Below are 17883 nucleotides of genomic sequence, written 5' to 3'. Positions count from 1 at the left end.
CTCTGCACGCCAACTTTTGTCGTTTTGCTTCGTCGCATTGCTTTGTCACATTGTTTTGTCACATTACTTCGTCGCATTATTTCCTCGCATCGCTTCGTCGTCTTAACTTGCCGACTAGCTTTGCTGACTGAGTTTGCCTACTTAGCCAGTTACTTGCCCTCTTAGTCAATGGCATGCTCAGCTACTTACTCGATTGTTGGTCTAGCTGAGCAAGTGGGTGTAAGTCTGGCTGCCAAAGCGACATAAACAGGTCATCAATGACATCAATATCGACAGAATCGACAGTTGGATATAACCATTGCGGCTCACCATCTTTATCTATCAGCCTTGCCCTCACGCCCTCTTGAAATTCACCTAATAACGAGCAATTAATCGCGAGCCCTAACTCCAGGCGAAAGCAATCAGCCAGCGGTAACTCGGTGTAGTTTGTCATTTGTCTAAAACATAAATGCGCGGTTATTGGGCTGCCTGTTGTAAGGGTTAATTTGGCACCTTCCATCCATTTCAGTGCCGTCTCTTCAACCCCTTCAGTGTCGATTTCAGTGATGTTTTGCCAAACGTCGCTCACATGATGACTAGAGCACGCTGATTGAATTTGACGATAAAACGGCATCAATTGTAGGCTGGGTTTTTCTGATTCTATTTCGCTCGCGGCATGTTCAGACACCAAACTTAAAACGTCGGAAACAATGCTCTTATACTCATCTTGAATACAGCTCTCGCCACTTGACTCTTTGGGCCAATACTGTATTTGAAGGGTTTCAACCAACGTGGTTCGACTGTCTTCCAATAGCACATGATCGGCGAGTCGAATTTCGGTCGCATCACTGGCATTCACCATCGTCCCCGTCATGCCTAAGAACATGCCTATTCCGTTGTCGAGTTGATTCAAAAACCAGGTTGCGCCAACATCAGGAAACAACCCAATGGACACCTCTGGCATAGCGAGTCGAGAGTTAGGCGTGACCACTTTGTGGCTTGCTCCCATGAACAATCCCATCCCGCCCCCCATAATGATTCCCTGCCCCCAGGCGACAATGGGTTTTGGAAACGTATGGATCAGATAGTCACACTGATACTCAAGAGTGAAATAGCCACGACAGAAGGCCTGGATTTGTGTCTTAGATTGATTTTTCATGACATCGTGCATCGCTCGCACGTCGCCTCCAGCGCAGAACGCTTTTTCGCCTTCTCCTTCAAGAACAATACAAACAATTGTTGGGTCATCTCGCCAATGGAGCAAAAGGTCGTGAAGCTGTTTTAGCATCTCAAAGGTAAGAGCGTTCAAAGAAGAAGGGTTATCAAGCGTCGCAATGGCTATTTGATTGATACCATCAGCGCACATTCTCTGTTCAAATCTAACCTGACTCGTCATAGTTCCTCCACACTTTACTGCTCAGCTTTATTACTCTATTTTTCCGTATTACTTAACTGCAATAATTCAACTACTGCACAACAAAACGTTCTCTTAAAGCCTCATGTTATTGATTGCGCCAGTTAGGTGGCCTTTTCTCTAAAAACGCTTGCACACCTTCGGTTTGGTCTACGGTATCAAACAATTGTAGAAACAATTCTCGTTCTTTCATAAGCCCATTTGAGATTGGAGAAGTGCGACCATGTTGAATGAGTGTTTTACACGCCTGAACAGAGCACGGGGATTGATTGGCCACACTCTTCGCTAGCGATATGGCCGTTTCTCGTGCCTTCCCTTTTTCCACGATTTCTTCAACGAGTTTGATGGAAAGCCCCTGCTCTGCGTTAATTTGCTCTCCGCACAAAATCATTCGTTTCGCCCAGCCCTCCCCAACTAATGCCGTAAGGTTTTGCGTGCCACCCGCACATGGAAGCAAGCCAACACGCGCTTCTGGCAACGCCATCACTGCTTGCGACTCTGCAATTCGAATATCACAAGCCAACGCCACTTCTAAGCCGCCACCCATGGCATAACCGTTGATGGCGGCAATGGTCACGCCGCGGAATCTCGACAGGGTTTCAAAGGCCTCACCAAAAGCAACCGCCATCTCCAATGCCACGGCTTTGTCACCATCAGAAAAAAGGTTAAGGTCGGCGCCTGCCGAAAAGAATTTGTCTCCCGAGCCAGTCACAACGACCGCGTAGACTTCATCATCATTATTGAGGCGTTCGATGAGGTGTTTCAAATTCCGCAGACTTTCCGCCGTCCAAGTGTTGGCAGGTGGGTTATTCATTGTCACCACAACAACATGGCTCTCAACGTCAGACACCAACAAACCCGCCACTGGGTTAGAGCTTGATACTGTTTTTACACTTTCTTTTGATGTCATCACTCGTTCCCTTCATCTCTACTACTCACCTACTCACCGCCGCAAATCTCCACAGCACTCGTCACAGCAATTCTGCGCCTTCTGCTAGTAGGCGCCTCGCTACGATGAGCCTCATGATCTCGTTGGTGCCTTCTAATATTTGATGTACTCGCACATCTCTGAAATACCGCTCGAGCGGGTACTCTTTGATATAACCATAGCCGCCATAAAGCTGAAGCGCCTGATCGCACACCTTGAACCCAACGTCAGTTGCAAATCGTTTGGCCATTGCACAGTACGCCGTCGCTTCAGGGTCACCATTGTCTAACTTACTGGCGGCATAACGCACGAGCTGACGCGCGGCGACCAATTCAGTCGCCATATCAGACAGCTTGAACTGCAGTCCTTGAAACTGACCGAGGTTTTTACCAAATTGTTTTCTTTCCTGAACATACTGAATGGATTGATTCAGTGCTTGCTGGGCAGTCCCAATGGAACAGGTAGCGATATTGATTCGACCGCCATCTAGCCCCTTCATAGCAAACTCAAACCCTTGCCCCTCTTCACCGAGTAATGAAGCAGATGGCAGCTGAACATTCTCAAAGGTGACCGAACGTGTTGGCTGACTATTCCAACCCATTTTAGGTTCTTTACGACCATAACTCACGCCGGTTGCATTGGCTGAGACAACGAACGCGGAAATGCCCTTAGCCCCACTTTCACCCGTTCTTGCCATCACAACGAGTACATCGGTTTCACCTGCCCCTGATATGAACGCTTTCCCGCCATTGAGCACGTATCCGTTAGCTGATTGAGTGGCACTTGTCGTTAATGACGCCGCGTCAGAGCCAGCATTAGGCTCTGTTAAGCAGTAAGACCCCAAAAACTCTCCAGTCACCAGCTTTGGACAATAGGTTTGCTTCGCTTCTTCGGTCGCAAAACTCGCCACCATCCAAGTCACCATGTTGTGGATGGTCATAAAAGCGGTAGTGGACGTACAGCCCATCGATAACTGCTCAAAGATAATTGAAGAATCTAAACGGCTGAGGGCAAGGCCACCTTGCTCTTCCGGTGTATATAAGCTCAGAAAGCCCAGTTCACCTGCCTCTCTTAAAACGTCCTTAGGGAACACACACTGCTCGTCCCACTCTGCCGCCATTGGCGCGAGCCTTTCAATCGCAAACTGACGAGCGGTGTCGGAAAACATACGCTGATCTTCATTCAATTCAAAGTCCATACTGCGCTCCTAATCGATAGCGTGTAACGCTCCAGAGGTTGGTCATGCATCGTCACTTGATTCGCAACCAATCGAGACTAATCACAACGGTTGGCCACTATTTAAGTTGAATAGAAAAGTTTGGGGTGGTTGGAATATCGTCGTCAAACCAACGCGCCGTGACCGTTTTGGTTTCGGTATAGAAACGCACAGCCTGTTTGCCATAAGCATGCAAATCCCCATAAAAACTGCCTTTCCAACCAGTAAAAGAGAAAAAAGGCAGTGGCACGGGGATTGGCACATTTATGCCCACTTGCCCCACCTCAATCTCATGCTGATATTGACGAGCAGCCCCACCGCTGGCGGTGAAAATGGACGTACCATTGCCATAAGGATTACTGTTTACCAGCTCAATCGCCTGTTGAAGCGTTTCTACTTCCATACAAAGCAGCACCGGGCCAAAAATCTCTTGCTGATAGACTGACATATGTGTCTTTACGCCGCTGAACAGCGTGGGTCCAAGCCAATAGCCCTCAGGGTGCGTAGCCACACTAAACTGACTGCCATCTACCTCGCACACTGCCCCTTGCTCTTTTCCTTCCTGAATAAGGTCTTGAACACGCTTTTTGGCTTGAGCACTAATGAGTGGACCATAGCCAGCATTAGGATCATCCCAAGGGCCAGGTTTGATCTTGGCAAACTCCGCTTTTAGATCGGGCAACCACTTTTGAGCACTTCCAACAAATACAGCCACTGAAATAGCCATACACCTTTGACCAGCCGCACCAATCGATGCGCCGACCAAATTGCTGACCACCTGACTTTTATTGGCATCGGGCATAATGACCATGTGATTCTTTGCCCCAGCAAAAGCTTGGACTCTCTTAAAGTTTTTCGTGCCCTGCTGATAGATGCATTGAGCAACCGGTACTGACCCGACAAAGGAAATCGTTTTGATATCAGGGTGAGACAAAAGGTAGTCGACCTGCTCTTTGGTACCATGAACAATCTGCAATATTCCAGACGGTGCTCCCGCCTGTTCAAACAGTTCAGCAAGGCGAATCGACGTCAATGGAACCTGCTCGGAAGGCTTTAGTACAAAGGCATTACCGCAAGCTATCGCAAGGGGAAACATCCATAACGGGATCATCGCGGGGAAGTTAAAGGGCGTAATACCACAACATACCCCTAACGGCTGAGTAAAGGAGTAGCTGTCAATGTCAGCGGCGACATTCTCAACCATCTCTCCCATCATGTTACTGGCAATATTGGCGGCTTGTTCCACAACTTCAATACCACGCCAAACATCGCCTTTAGCGTCAATGACCGTTTTACCTGTTTCTTGCGAAAGCAACATAGCAATTTGATCGTGATTCTCTTTCAACAGGTGCTGATAACGAAGCATGAGCCTGGCTCTTTCTGGTACCGCAACATTTCGCCACAATTGATACGCGCTATTGGCACTCATTATCGCTTTGGACATCTCTTGCTCAGTCGCACATGGGACTTTCGCAATCACCTGATTGGTGGCAGGGTTCGTTACGTCAATCCAATCATGACTTGAAGACTGGCAAAACATCCCATCGATAAACAAAGGTACAGACTCGGTCATAGCGCTTTCCTTTCTCTCATCTTTACAGTTGAACTTTCAATTAACCTTTCATTTTCGTTGCTGTTTAGCTCCGCACTAGGTTCGTTTAATCGGTACTTCAATTCCAATAGCCGTGGCTTCTCCACCACCGATACATAACGAGGCGACGCCCTTTAGCACTTGCTTATCGTGCTGCTTTTCACCCAATTGACGCAGAGCATGAATAAGCGTGACAAGAATACGCGCACCACTTGCACCAATAGGATGGCCGAGCGCGCAAGCCCCGCCCTTAATATTGACCTTGTTCGGTTCTAGATTAAGTTCTTTGATAGCGATCTGAGTAATCACGGCAAATGCTTCGTTAATCTCCCATAGATCGACTTCGTCAACCGACCAGTCGAGCTTTGACAGCAACTGAGTCATGGCGTAAACCGGAGCGATGGTGAATTCACTCGGTGTGCGAGCGTGGGTTGTGTGGCCTTTAATAATGGCAAGTGGCTCTAGCCCCTGCTTTTTTGCCACTTCAGAACTCATCAATACTAAGGCTGCGGCGCCATCAGAGATTGCACTCGAGTTCGCTGCCGTTACTGAACCATCTTTGCTGAAAGCTGGGCGAAGTGTGTTTACTCTGTCGATATCCACGTTGACTGGGTGTTCATCAAAATCCATGTTGTCATTTGATGCTGACTCATTTGCGTCTTTTTTATTTGAGTGGCGCGTTTTCGAGTCAACCTTGATTGGGACAAGTTCATCGTCAAATAGCTTCATCTGCTGCGCCGTGCGTGACCTTGTCACAGACTGAATCGCCCATTCATCCATCTCAAAACGCGTTATGCCAAACTTATCGGCGATAGATTGAGCGTATGTCCCCATGAGTTCACCTTCGTAAGCATCCTGCAAACCATCAAGGAACATGTGATCGCTCGCGGCTTTGTGTCCAAGCCTCATACCTCCACGAGCATCATTGAGCAGATAAGGCGCGTTGGTCATACTCTCCATTCCCCCTGCGATCATGGTACTTCCGACACCTGCCTTGATTAAATCGTGTGCCAACATCACTGACTTCATACCCGAACCGCATACCTTGTTAATGGTGGTACAGGCGACGGATTCAGGTAGTCCTGCCCTCAACGCTGCCTGTCTGGCGGGAGCTTGCCCACATCCCGCTGGCAGTACGCATCCCATGATGACTTCGCTAATTGAATCTGGAGAAATAGACACAGCGTTCACCGCTGCTTGAATCGCATGCTGCCCGAGTTGAGGCGCAGAGAAATCGCTAAGTCGCCCTTGAAAGCTACCTAGTGGTGTTCGTTTCGCTGATACAATCCAAATGGCGTTATCCATACCCACTCCCATGTCGTTCAGCCCAATGAAGGGACACCAATATGTTCCTAATTATTCTGGTTTCGCCTGCCTATCTGGCCTTCCTTCACTACTTGAATCGCCACTTAAATCGTCACTTGAATTACTGTCTTTTGTGTTTAGTGACTTCCCAACATTTCACGTTTAATAACCTGTGCGATTTCTTGACGTTTACGTAAGCATAGCACTAACATTTACGTAAACGTAAAGAAACAAAGTGGCAACATGTAAACCATTTTGCACACGTTAAGAGCACGTTTATCAAGGCTGCCCGTTGAGACAACCGCCTTTAAACAAAAAGGATAAGGAGGTCATTAAATGGAAAAATTTAAGATTAGTGACTTAGCAAAAGAGTTCGATGTGACGACTCGAAGCATCCGTTTCTACGAGGATATGGGGCTGCTTTACCCCACTCGCAAAGGCAATACTCGAATCTATGAGCACCGAGATAAAACGCGACTCAAACTGATTTTGCGTGGAAAGCGATTGGGTTTTTCACTGGCAGAAATTCGAGAATTGTTTGAGCTCTATGACACCGATCAGTGCGACACCCAACTCGAAAAGATGCTCGCCATCATCGACGACAAGCAAAGCGCGCTTCAGCGTCAGTTGAACGACATTAATGTCATCATGAATGAACTGGATCTCGCAAAAAGCCGCTGCCTACAAGCACTTGGTCGCCCAGATCTTCAGACAAACAAATCCATCAGTAGATAGCCTCGCGATGATTTGGTGCTACGCGCCAAGGAGATGTTATGAACAGTGAGTATCGACCATTAAATTTTGGCCACAGTGACACCATCAATATGCTTCGCGATCAGGTCAATACCTTTGCCGCAGAAAAAATCTCCCCGATCGCCGCCAACATTGACAGAGACAACCAATTCCCTAATCACCTTTGGCGTGACTTCGGAGAAATGGGCTTGCTTGGGGTGACGGTGAGTGAAAAATATGGGGGCGCTGACATGGGCTATCTTGCGCATGTCATCGCGATGGAAGAGATCAGTCGAGCTTCTGCCTCTGTTGCGCTCAGCTATGGCGCGCACTCGAACCTGTGTGTCAATCAAATCTATCGTAATGGCAGCCAAGCTCAGCGAGAAAAATACTTACCCCCTCTGATTGACGGACGCCATGTTGGGGCTTTGGCAATGAGTGAAGCTAATGCAGGATCTGATGTTGTCGCAATGCAACTTAGAGCGGATCTCGACGGCGATCATTATTGTCTTAACGGCACAAAAATGTGGATCACCAACGGCCCCGATGCTGACACCTTAGTGGTTTACGCCAAAACTGACCCACATGCGAAATCGCATGGAATAACGGCGTTTATAATTGAGAAAGGGTTTGAAGGTTTTAGCCACGCGCAAAAGCTCGACAAATTAGGCATGCGTGGCTCCAATACCTGTGAATTGGTGTTCAACAACTGCAAAGTGCCCAAAGACAACGTGCTTGGTGAACCCAACCAAGGTGTCAAAGTGCTGATGAGTGGACTTGATTATGAGCGAGTTGTTCTTGCGGCAGGCCCCTTGGGCATCATGCAAGCCTGCATGGATTTGGTGATTCCCTACGTTCATGACAGAAAGCAGTTCGGTAAAGCCATTGGAGAATTCCAATTGATACAAGCCAAAGTGGCCGACATGTATACCCGAATGAATGCCGCGCGTTGCTACGTGTACACCGTTGCTTCAGCGTGTGACCGTGGTGAATCTACACGCAAAGACGCAGCGGGCGTGATCTTGTATAGCGCAGAATTGGCCACTCAGATGGCACTGGATGCCATTCAGTTACTGGGTGGAAATGGTTACATCAATGAGTTTCCTGCTGGCCGCCTACTTCGAGATGCAAAGCTTTACGAAATTGGCGCTGGTACATCGGAAATTCGACGTATGCTCATCGGTCGAGAGCTGTTCGTGGAATCACGTTGATTTGCTCATGCGTTGGGCCATGATGAATTGAAACATTGATGAAGTGAAGTGTTGATGACAAACAATGCCACAGCGGTCAACATGAGATGGCGACGATAATGTGTTTAGTTGGGGGAAGGTATGGCGGTGATACTCACAAAAGCAAAGCCTGAAGACTCGCTCTTTCAAGCGAACAAAAAGGTAATGGACGAGCTTGTTGCCAACCTAGAGTCCAACCTCGACGTTATCAAACAAGGTGGTGGCACTAACGCGATACAAAGACAACGAGAAAAAGGAAAACTCCCCGTTCGTGAGCGTATTTCAGCACTGCTTGATAGCGGCAGTGACTTTCTAGAAATTGGTCAGTTTGCTGCGTGGCGTGTTTACGAGGAATCCGTTCCTTGTGCTGGTGTTGTGGCTGGAATCGGCCTAGTCGAAAATGTGCAATGCATGATCATCGCTAACGATCCCTCGGTAAAAGGGGGCACCTATTACCCCTTAACCGTGAAAAAACACCTACGTGCCCAAGAAATTGCCGAACGCTGCCATCTACCGTGTATTTATCTTGTCGATTCTGGTGGCGCTAATCTTCCACACCAAGCTGAAGTCTTCCCCGACAAAGACCATTTCGGACGTATCTTCTACAATCAAGCACGAATGTCTGCCAAGGGAATCCCTCAGATAGCCGTCGTTCTGGGCTTATGCACGGCTGGCGGTGCTTACATTCCAGCCATGGCCGATGTGTCGGTCATCGTTAAGCAGCAAGGGACCATATTTCTCGCAGGGCCTCCGTTAGTGAAAGCGGCAACTGGCGAGATTGTCAGCGATGAGGTACTTGGTGGAGCCGATGTGCACTGCAAGAAATCAGGCGTTGCCGACTACTACGCCAACAACGATCACCATGCACTGACCCTCGCCAGAGAAACTGTCGCCAGTACCAACCAACCCAAACTTGCAGTCCCAGAACCTGTTCTACCTCCCAGATACGACATCAGCGACCTTTATGGGATCGTCAATGCCAACCTTCGTTTGATATTTGATGCCAGAGAGGTGATTGCCCGCATTGTTGATGACTCCGATTTCGATGAATTCAAAGCCTTGTACGGCACAACCTTGGTATGTGGCTTTGCCCATATTTTCGGTAGACCGATCGGCATCGTTGCAAACAACGGTATCTTATTTTCAGAATCCGCACAGAAAGGCGCCCACTTCATTCAGCTGTGCGCGAAACGAAAGGTGCCATTGCTATTTTTGCAAAACATCACAGGTTTCATGGTCGGAAAAAAAGTGGAGTCTGAGGGCATCGCTAAGCACGGCGCAAAGTTAGTCATGGCAGTAGCGTGTGCAAATGTGCCCAAGTTCACCATCATTACTGGCGGGTCTTATGGTGCTGGGAACTACGGAATGTGTGGACGCGCCTATGATCCGACGATGATGTGGATGTGGCCCAACGCTCGAATCTCCGTTATGGGTGGTGAGCAAGCCGCAGGCGTCATGGCACAGGTTAAGCGCGACATTAAAACCCGTCGCAACGAATCATGGACGAGCGAAGAAGAGCTACAATTTAAACAGCCCATCATAGAACAATACGAAACTGAGGGGCATCCGTATTACGCCAGTGCTCGACTTTGGGATGATGGCATTATTGATCCGAAAGAGACACGAAACGTTTTAGGGCAAGCTTTATCAGCGGCACTGAACGCACCGATCGCTGACAGTGAATTTGGCATATTCCGTATGTAGGCAAATGAAGATGGCGAAAGAAAACAGCAACGAATCATCAATCCAAGCAGCGTTTAAAGAGGGTAAATCCCCGAGCGCTCTGCTTTGCCACATTGATTCTCGAGGCGTGGCGACACTGACGCTTAATCGAATCGACAAACACAACGCTTTCGACAATGACCTAATAAAATCACTCAATAAGCAGCTCAACAAGCTGGCACGCCTCGCAGCTATTCGTTGTTTGATACTGCGTGCCAATGGTCTGTATTTCTCATCAGGTGCTGACTTAAACTGGATGCAATCTATGGCCGAGCAAAGCGACAGTGAAAATAGACTGGATGCAGACAACCTTGCTCTGTTGATGCAGCGCTTAGACACCTTCCCACGCCCAACCATAGCGGTGGTTCAGGGCAGTGCTTTTGGTGGTGCATTAGGCCTGATCAGCTGCTGCGATATTGCTATTGGCACTGATAACGCACAGTTCTCTCTCAGTGAAGTTAAATTGGGCCTCGTTCCAGCGACGATTGCTCCCTATGTTTGCCGAGCGATAGGAACACGGCAGGCTCGGCGTTACATGCTAACGGCGGAAACCTTTGACGCTAGCGCGGCCCATAACTTAGGGCTTCTTCATATTCTGGTTAAGAGCGCTGCGGAAGCTGAACCCCAACCGGACAGCACGAAAAACCTCGTGCTCAAAGCGCAGATCGACGCCATTGTGAATATGATCTTAGCCAATAGTCCAAATGCACTGAAAGAAGCCAAAGCGCTCTGCCACTTATGCGAACATAGCGTCATCAACCAAGATCTCATTGACCAAACTAGCCAGTTGATTGCAGATATACGCACGTCAAAACAAGGCCAGGAAGGCGTCAGAGCGTTTCTCGCGAAGCGCTCGCCTGCATGGAGGCGAAACTAGATGACAGGCAAAGACGAGAGTTCAAAACCTCGCTTACCACATCACGTAAAAATTGTAGAGATGGGCGCTCGTGATGGTCTTCAAAATGAGCCCATGGTTAACACAAAGAGTAAAATTCAGCTTATCAATCGGTTGTCTGCCACGGGTTTGAAACATATTGAGGTTGGCGCTTTTGTGTCTCCCAAATGGGTTCCACAAATGGCTGATTCAAAACAGGTGATTGAATCCATAGAGCGTCGCCCAGATGTCACATACTACGCGCTGACGCCAAATCTAGTCGGCTTTGAACGGGCAATGGAATGCGGCGTTGATCAAGTTGCGATCTTCACATCCTGCTCGGAAGGGTTTTGCCAAAAGAACATCAACTGCTCCATTGAAGAAAGCCTAGAACGGTTCGTTCCGGTCATAGAAAAAGCCAAAACACTTAATGTTCCTGTGCGAGGGTATCTATCCTGCGTCATAGATTGCCCATACGACGGAGCAACCCCGCCACAGCAAGTAGCAAGAATGGCTACAACTCTTTATGACTTAGGTTGCTTCGAGGTATCTCTCGGCGACACGATTGGAACAGGGACTCCACTGCGTATTGAAGAGATGTTACAGGCCGTGCAATCCGCTATGCCAACCGAATCCATTGCAGTCCACTTTCATGATACTTGGGGACAAGCGCTCGCAAACATTTATCAAGCTCTCCAGATGGGAATTTCCGTTGTCGATAGCAGTGTCGCCGGACTTGGAGGCTGCCCGTACGCAAAAGGCGCAAGCGGCAATGTCGCAACAGAAGACGTGTTGTATTTGTGTCATCAGATGGGGATAGAAACCGGTGTTGATCTTGAGAAAATTGTTCATGCGGGCTGGGAGATCTGTCGAGCACTCAACAAGCAACCGACATCAAAGGTGTCACTTGCGATGATGAAGTAATGGTTCGATAAAACGAGGGTTCGACAGCATCAAAATTACCAACAGTCAAAAGCATCGAGCGACTAGAAGCGTTCAAAAACCTCACTAACATACTCCATGAATACCTTAACCTTTGGGATGTTGAGTCGATGCCTTGGATAGAGTGCGTAAACCTCTACGATCGGCATTCCCCAATCTTCGAGAAGTGGGATGAGTTCTCCGTCTTGAACGTCTTTTTCACACATGTAAGTGGGAATGATCGCCACGCCAACGCCATCAAGTGCCATTTGTTTCAGCACATGGAAGTCATCCACCATCATTTTAGGCGCGACCTGAAATTCGAGACTTTTATTCCCACACTCCAATTGAACTTTCCCCCTACTTTGAATACTGCTCATCAGTAACATGTCGTGCTGAGGCAACTCCTCGACGTATTCTATCAGCCCATTCTTCTCTAAGTACTTCGGGCTCGCATACACTTTTCGCTGTATTTTTCCGAGTCGTTTCGCAATCAGCCTTGAGTCTTCTAATTCCCCGATACGAATGACCATATCGTAGCCTTCTTCGATGAGATCAACACGTTGATTCATTAAACTAAGCTGCAGATTTACGTCTGGGTAATCAAGCATGAACTGCCCAAGCGTCGGCTTCAATAATTCGTGGCCAATTCCCACCGACGCACCAACACGGAGTTGTCCCTCGACTCTATTCAACACTTTCTCTACCGATGCTTCGGCAAGATCGACTTCGAGTTTGATTCGGCGACAATGCGCCAAGAACTCATGGCCTGCTTCCGTTAGATTTTGAGCTCGGGTTGTGCGTTCCAGTAACGTAATACCTAATCTATCTTCTAGACGGGAGACTTTCCGGCTTAGGTTCGCTTTTGGCATCGCCAACCAGTCAGCAGCCTTAGTAAAGCTGCCCGCATCGACCACGGCAATAAACAGCATCATGTCATTCAAATCTATCTTGCTATCCATTAATCCACACCACCTGCTTTGTCGGTTTCTTCATCGCTAACTGAACATGTCATCTCTCTTCTATGCATCAGACTATCGCAACTGTTGTTAAAAATGGAATTATCAAACCAATTAATGAGTATTTATTCGATCAATAACACAACCTAATATGAGTCCATCAACTGAAGAAATGAACGAAACAAAGGATTGAATGATGCAAATATTATCTAGAGACTCACTACCACTTGGCGGATTTGCTGGAATTGAAGAACACAGACTGGTAACTGACAGCCGAATATTCGGCGCTCGTAAATCGCCTCTAACTTTCGAAGGCATCGGAAACTTGGTATACATCGCCGACGCCAAATACAAACCTTTTGGTTCATCAGGCATGCACCCCCACAGCGAAATAGACATTATTTCAATTATCGTCAAAGGAAGGGTCAGCCACGAAGGGTCATTAGAGCATGGAAAAGACCTAACAGCCGGTGATGTTCAGGTACAAAGAGCGGGTGGCGAAGGGTTTTCCCACGATGAAATTAACCCAGACGGTACACAAAATAGAATGCTGCAAATTTGGGCGTTACCGGAAGAAAAAGGGCAACGCGCTTCTTACAAATCCTATCGACCAGCACTAAGTGGCTCTACAAGAATTTATGGTGGGGATAAAACGCAAAGTGACACATTCGATAGCGGTACCACCATCGATATTGTGAATTTGAACGCTGGCGCCCATTTTGAATCAGACAGTGAAGCATTAGTCTATGTCATTACTGGAGATGCTCGCATAAACAGCGCTAAGCCGCTAGATGACACAACCCAATCTATCAGCGAAGGCGACTTGGTTCGTAGCGAGGGGATATCTGTCGTAGCTGTGGATGAGACTCAATTGCTCGTTGTTCGTCACTAAATGGGATTGGAAACAAAATAAAGGACGCACGGTGCGTCCTTTATTAGAGTGTGATTAAGTTTAATCGCGATCTCATACCTTAATGAGCCAGTACTTTAATAAACTAGCACTTTAGATAGAAATCTTAATTAACCATTCTCCTGGTTTACTGCAGGCTTGATTTACGACCGCCTTAATTAAGTGAGCCATTTTGTTTTAGCATGGCTTCCAACTTCTCTAACGGCAGATACCCCGATACCAGTTCATCACCGATCAACATGGCTGGTGTACCGCGAATACCCAGATCCTTCATTAGATTGAAGTTTGTTGCCATCATTTCTGTGGTGAGTTTGTCTTCATTGTATTGTTTCTCTGTGCCTGTACGTTGCGCTACCTTAAAGACAGACACTTCATTATGAGAACCCGGTTTGCTGATCAGCATGTCGTGTACTTGCTGGTATTTTTCTGGTTGCTGCTGCCAAACGTTCAACGCGTAAGTTGTCGAATTCAACTTGCTTGGTAACTCTTTCAACGGCACAAGCAAGTTAACCACTTTGATTTTTTCAGGGTATTTGTCGACCAGTTCATACAGCACAGGGTCGAGCTTTTTACACCAAGGACAACTGTAGTCTGATACATTGACAATGGTGATTGCTGGCTCTGCCGCACCAAAAGATGAATGATTTGGGTTGTTGTAAATGTAGTCATGGTTCTCTTTTAACGCTTGTTCAAACACCGACTGTTCGCTTAAATACGCCACTAAGCTGCTGTGCAAGCCATCGATTAACGTTGGATTAGACTCTAGCATGGCGTTAATTTCTTCCAGTTTCTCACTTTGAGATTGTGCTAAGGCCATTGGAGAAACCAATAATGCTGAGACGATTGCGGTTACTATTTTCAATTTCATTCTATATTCCTAAATTCTTCAGTTGAGCTAAACGATTCATTACCAGTTGGCGAGCCATAAACGCGCGTAAAGCCCTGGTGGCGTCGTTATTCCAGTGGTGATTGATTTCACTTCACCGTTATTAACAATGGCGATAGTCGGGGTCACCGATACTCCCCATTGCCTAAAAATGTCACTTCGTTGGTCATTCATGTTGTCGAACTGATAGTCATGAGCATCCAAGTATCGTGCGACTCTATTGTCTTCGCCAGAAGCCCCTGATACCGCAATCACATGATAAGAATCCCCTACACTGTTGACGGTCGGAGAAACAAACTTGCAGACACTGCACCATGTCGCCCAAAAATAGACAACCACTGGCTTTTCTTTGCTCATTTCTATGACATCAATATGCTCACCAGACAAGGTGATGCCTTCTAGACTTGGGATCACATCCAAAGACACATCTTTCATACGCCAAAGGTCTACAGCGACCGACATGACCACAAAGATAGCGGAGTACATTAGCACTTCTTTTATCCAGTACTTGAGACCCCGTTTCTTTTTCACTTTCGGATTACTCGCCATTATCAGCCTCCACTTGCTACGCGTATAGCGTCAATGACAACTTCACTGCTTAGAACAACAGGGAGTGGGATGCCGTTTGGCGCTGCTGGTCCATAAACAATGTTGAAAGGAACACCAAAACGACCGTTGGATTGCAAATAGGAGGTGACATTCTCGCTCGGTCTTGTCCAATCCCCTTTCATCGGGATCACGTCGGCATGTTGAAGTGTGCTGTACACCGGGTCTTGCAGAATAACCCCAACTTTGTTGGCTTTACAGGTTATGCACCAGTCAGCCGTGACATCCACAAACACCGTTTTTCCTTGGGCGACATAGGTTGAAATATCATCGGTCGACAAATTAACCCAATCAGGATCTGAAGGGAGTGGGCTAGCCCATTTCTCAGCCGTGACGCTTGCCAAGATCATTCCACCCGCAAGAAGCAGCACCATTGCACCACCTGTCCAGGCTGCAGCCTTTTCGCCATGCACTTTTAACACTCGAACAAACAGCGTCACCAATGCCGCGATGGCAATGACATACAACCATAGAACAGGAATATGATTAGTCAAAAGCGTGAGCAACCAAACACTGGTTAGTAGCATCATGACACCGAACAAAGTCTTCACTTTGTTCATCCATGCGCCAGGTTTTGGTAGCGCTAACGCGATGGATGGAAACAGAGCAACCAGTATCCAAGGCAAGGCCATTCCAAGCCCTAATGCGAAGAAAATGGCGAACATTGTGGGTGTATTTGTCGCAAGTGCAAACGCGACGGCCGTACCCAAGAATGGCGCGGAACATGGCGTAGCGAGCAATGTGGCGAACATACCCTGAGTGAAATGCCCTGCGTAGGAATCGTCGCCTTTTGATGCTAGCCAAGTATTGGTGTTTGACGACAAACGAATTTCGAATAACCCCAGCATATTGGCGCCAAACAGAGCAGTAATGAGAATCATCAAACCAATGAACCATCCGCTTTGAAACTGTATCCCCCAACCGACTGCACTGCCAGTCAATTTCAATACGGCTAAGAATGTCGCAATCAATAAGAACGAAACAATGATGCCGCTTGAAGACGCTAAGAACTGTAGTCGAATCTGCTTTCGGTTGAGAGAACTGGCGGAAACAGCACTACTGAGTTTCATTCCCAGCACAGGCAAGACACATGGCATGATATTCAGGATCAACCCACCGATTAATGCAAAGACAAACATCTTTCCAATCGACACGTCATTCGAGACCTGCGTAAACTGACCATCTACAGCCGTAGCAGCAATTTCCGTAACAAAGTCCTCATCTTCGATTGTGATAAGAATACGTTCGTCACTCAATTCAGGCTCACCTAACCAACTCGTCACCTTCAAGGTGGCAACCAGCTTGTCTCCATCAGTACGAACGATTGGTCTAGTGAAGGCAGAATCTGCAACCGCTTCGGAAGGGCCATCAACAAGAATGTTAGGCGATTTCCAACCCAACGCTTTAGTGGCGGTGACTTGAAGTAAACTTTGATTCGCGTCCCATGTTGCCGTCACTTCCTGAATCAGGGGAGACGCTTTCGGTACTTGGCTAACCCCCTGAGCATGTATGTGCATTGCTTCATCAGAGATCAATAACTCTGACGGCACAAAGCTGAGATCGATTGGGTAATCCGTCAACACGCAAACGGTCGTGCATGATGAAAGCGTTAACGTAGATTTGAAAACGACTGGCGCATTCATGTCTTCCACGTGGAGCGTTATAGGGAAAACCACTCGTTCTTTATAACCGAGTGTCTCGATTCCCAATAGGCTGAACCGTTTGGGGTATGGCCACAACCAATTAACATCGGTCACATTCGTGGACGCATCCCACTTGATGCTCGGGGCGATTCCGCCCTCACCTGGGCTTCGCCAATAGGTTTTCCAGTCGTCTGAAAGCTTAACTTCAAGAAACCCTTCAACGGTCTTGTTTAGCTCGTCCACTTGTCCCGTCACAACATAACGAACGTCAACAGGAGGATGGTTCGGGTTATTTAACCAACCCGTACTAGTTTGCTGCGCGTGAGCAGTCAGCGTAAATGCACTGCACATGAGAAAGAACAACCGGAAAAAGGTTGAACGGGCAGCGGTATAAAATAATGGCATGTCATTTCCTTAGAAAATAAAGATGGATCAATTCGCTGGCAAAGCCAGTAAGTCGATGTTTATTCGCTAAAAATACAAAGCCTTAGATGTGTCCGCCGTTTGGGGACTATGGGTTCGGTCAAAGACGAATAACTGTCTCGCCCGACGACCGTTAATGAAAGCAAAAACAGCGCAACAAGGAACATAATGAGTGGATAATCGTCCACCTGATGTTGATGAATGTTGAGCAAATGTTTGGTCAACTCACACTCTTCACTCAGGTTGCTGTGTTGAACTTGAGGTGTCGTGACGTCCAGATCAGAGCCTTGATATGATGCTGGAACAGTACTCTGAACAGATTGTTGACTAGATGGCAGAGCAGACTGTTGTAGCGACTCTGAACCATTTAAATTGTAGCTAAGCTGGCACACACTGAAGATGCCGGAATTTTGCGCCACGCAGACAAACACGACCCACCATACGATCGCAAGCGACCATCGGGCTAATCTGTATTTGTGTCGAGGAGTATTCATAGCTTCAACTATCAAAAATGGTGACGTGTATTGTTATGGTTTCTATAGGAC

The 17883-nt window shown here is 47.5% G+C and carries 16 protein-coding genes; 6 read left to right on the top strand and 10 right to left on the bottom strand.

Annotated elements, in window-relative coordinates:
- Nucleotides 1-181: 181 nt before the first annotated feature.
- The 5 genes from BCU12_RS13390 to BCU12_RS13370 all read right to left on the bottom strand — a co-directional run bounded on the left by BCU12_RS13390 (nt 182) and on the right by BCU12_RS13370 (nt 6433).
- Nucleotides 182-1375 (bottom strand): enoyl-CoA hydratase/isomerase family protein, encoded by a 1194-nt coding sequence (locus BCU12_RS13390; RefSeq protein WP_102404753.1) that lies wholly within the window; start codon nt 1373-1375, stop codon nt 182-184.
- Between the two features lie 106 nt (nt 1376-1481).
- Nucleotides 1482-2303 carry an enoyl-CoA hydratase gene (locus BCU12_RS13385; RefSeq protein ID WP_102404752.1) on the bottom strand — a complete coding sequence of 274 codons (822 nt, stop codon included), beginning with the start codon at nt 2301-2303 and terminating at the stop codon, nt 1482-1484.
- A 61-nt stretch (nt 2304-2364) separates the two neighbouring features.
- A complete protein-coding gene (locus tag BCU12_RS13380) occupies nt 2365-3519 on the bottom strand; it encodes an acyl-CoA dehydrogenase family protein (protein ID WP_102404751.1) in 1155 nt (384 codons plus the stop codon).
- A gap of 97 nt (nt 3520-3616) precedes the next feature.
- Nucleotides 3617-5110 carry a CoA-acylating methylmalonate-semialdehyde dehydrogenase gene (locus BCU12_RS13375; RefSeq protein WP_102404750.1) on the bottom strand — a complete coding sequence of 498 codons (1494 nt, stop codon included), beginning with the start codon at nt 5108-5110 and terminating at the stop codon, nt 3617-3619.
- Between the two features lie 75 nt (nt 5111-5185).
- Nucleotides 5186-6433 (bottom strand): thiolase family protein, encoded by a 1248-nt coding sequence (locus BCU12_RS13370; RefSeq protein WP_102404749.1) that lies wholly within the window; start codon nt 6431-6433, stop codon nt 5186-5188.
- Nucleotides 6434-6769: 336 nt separating this feature from the next.
- Here BCU12_RS13370 and BCU12_RS13365 point away from each other — a divergent pair, with 336 nt between their 5' ends.
- From BCU12_RS13365 to BCU12_RS13345, 5 genes are all read left to right on the top strand, one after another.
- Nucleotides 6770-7168, top strand: coding sequence for a MerR family DNA-binding transcriptional regulator (locus BCU12_RS13365; RefSeq protein WP_102404748.1), 399 nt, complete (start codon nt 6770-6772; stop codon nt 7166-7168).
- 38 nt (nt 7169-7206) lie between these two features.
- Nucleotides 7207-8376: an isovaleryl-CoA dehydrogenase gene (locus BCU12_RS13360; protein WP_102404747.1), complete on the top strand. Its 1170-nt coding sequence runs from the start codon at nt 7207-7209 to the stop codon at nt 8374-8376.
- 120 nt (nt 8377-8496) lie between these two features.
- Complete coding sequence (locus BCU12_RS13355; protein ID WP_102404746.1) at nt 8497-10098, top strand: carboxyl transferase domain-containing protein; 1602 nt, start codon at nt 8497-8499, stop codon at nt 10096-10098.
- A gap of 10 nt (nt 10099-10108) precedes the next feature.
- Nucleotides 10109-10993 carry an enoyl-CoA hydratase-related protein gene (locus tag BCU12_RS13350; RefSeq protein WP_102404745.1) on the top strand — a complete coding sequence of 295 codons (885 nt, stop codon included), beginning with the start codon at nt 10109-10111 and terminating at the stop codon, nt 10991-10993.
- Complete coding sequence (locus BCU12_RS13345; RefSeq protein ID WP_102404744.1) at nt 10994-11914, top strand: hydroxymethylglutaryl-CoA lyase; 921 nt, start codon at nt 10994-10996, stop codon at nt 11912-11914.
- Nucleotides 11915-11976: 62 nt separating this feature from the next.
- Here BCU12_RS13345 and BCU12_RS13340 read toward each other — a convergent pair whose 3' ends face one another.
- Nucleotides 11977-12873: a LysR family transcriptional regulator gene (locus tag BCU12_RS13340; RefSeq protein WP_198599330.1), complete on the bottom strand. Its 897-nt coding sequence runs from the start codon at nt 12871-12873 to the stop codon at nt 11977-11979.
- Between the two features lie 193 nt (nt 12874-13066).
- On the opposite strand from BCU12_RS13340, the gene BCU12_RS13335 reads away from it, so the two are divergent.
- Nucleotides 13067-13762: a pirin family protein gene (locus tag BCU12_RS13335; protein ID WP_102404743.1), complete on the top strand. Its 696-nt coding sequence runs from the start codon at nt 13067-13069 to the stop codon at nt 13760-13762.
- Between the two features lie 172 nt (nt 13763-13934).
- Here the strand turns inward: BCU12_RS13335 and BCU12_RS13330 are convergent, their stop codons facing one another.
- From BCU12_RS13330 to BCU12_RS23125, 4 genes are read right to left on the bottom strand one after another with little or no spacing between them, the layout of a single operon-like run.
- Nucleotides 13935-14648: a DsbA family protein gene (locus tag BCU12_RS13330; RefSeq protein ID WP_102404742.1), complete on the bottom strand. Its 714-nt coding sequence runs from the start codon at nt 14646-14648 to the stop codon at nt 13935-13937.
- Between the two features lie 39 nt (nt 14649-14687).
- On the bottom strand, nt 14688-15215 hold the full coding sequence (locus BCU12_RS13325) for a protein disulfide oxidoreductase (protein WP_102404741.1): 528 nt from the start codon (nt 15213-15215) through the stop codon (nt 14688-14690).
- Nucleotides 15216-15217: 2 nt separating this feature from the next.
- Entirely contained in the window at nt 15218-17320 is a 2103-nt protein-coding gene (locus BCU12_RS13320; RefSeq protein ID WP_102404740.1) for a protein-disulfide reductase DsbD domain-containing protein, read from the bottom strand.
- 59 nt (nt 17321-17379) lie between these two features.
- Nucleotides 17380-17832 (bottom strand): hypothetical protein, encoded by a 453-nt coding sequence (locus BCU12_RS23125; protein ID WP_133153884.1) that lies wholly within the window; start codon nt 17830-17832, stop codon nt 17380-17382.
- Between the last annotated feature and the right edge of the window lie 51 nt (nt 17833-17883).

Source organism: Vibrio sp. 10N.261.55.A7, assembly GCF_002877365.1.
Taxonomy (GTDB): Bacteria; Pseudomonadota; Gammaproteobacteria; order Enterobacterales; family Vibrionaceae; genus Vibrio.
This window is presented reverse-complemented; position numbering and strand designations above follow the sequence as displayed.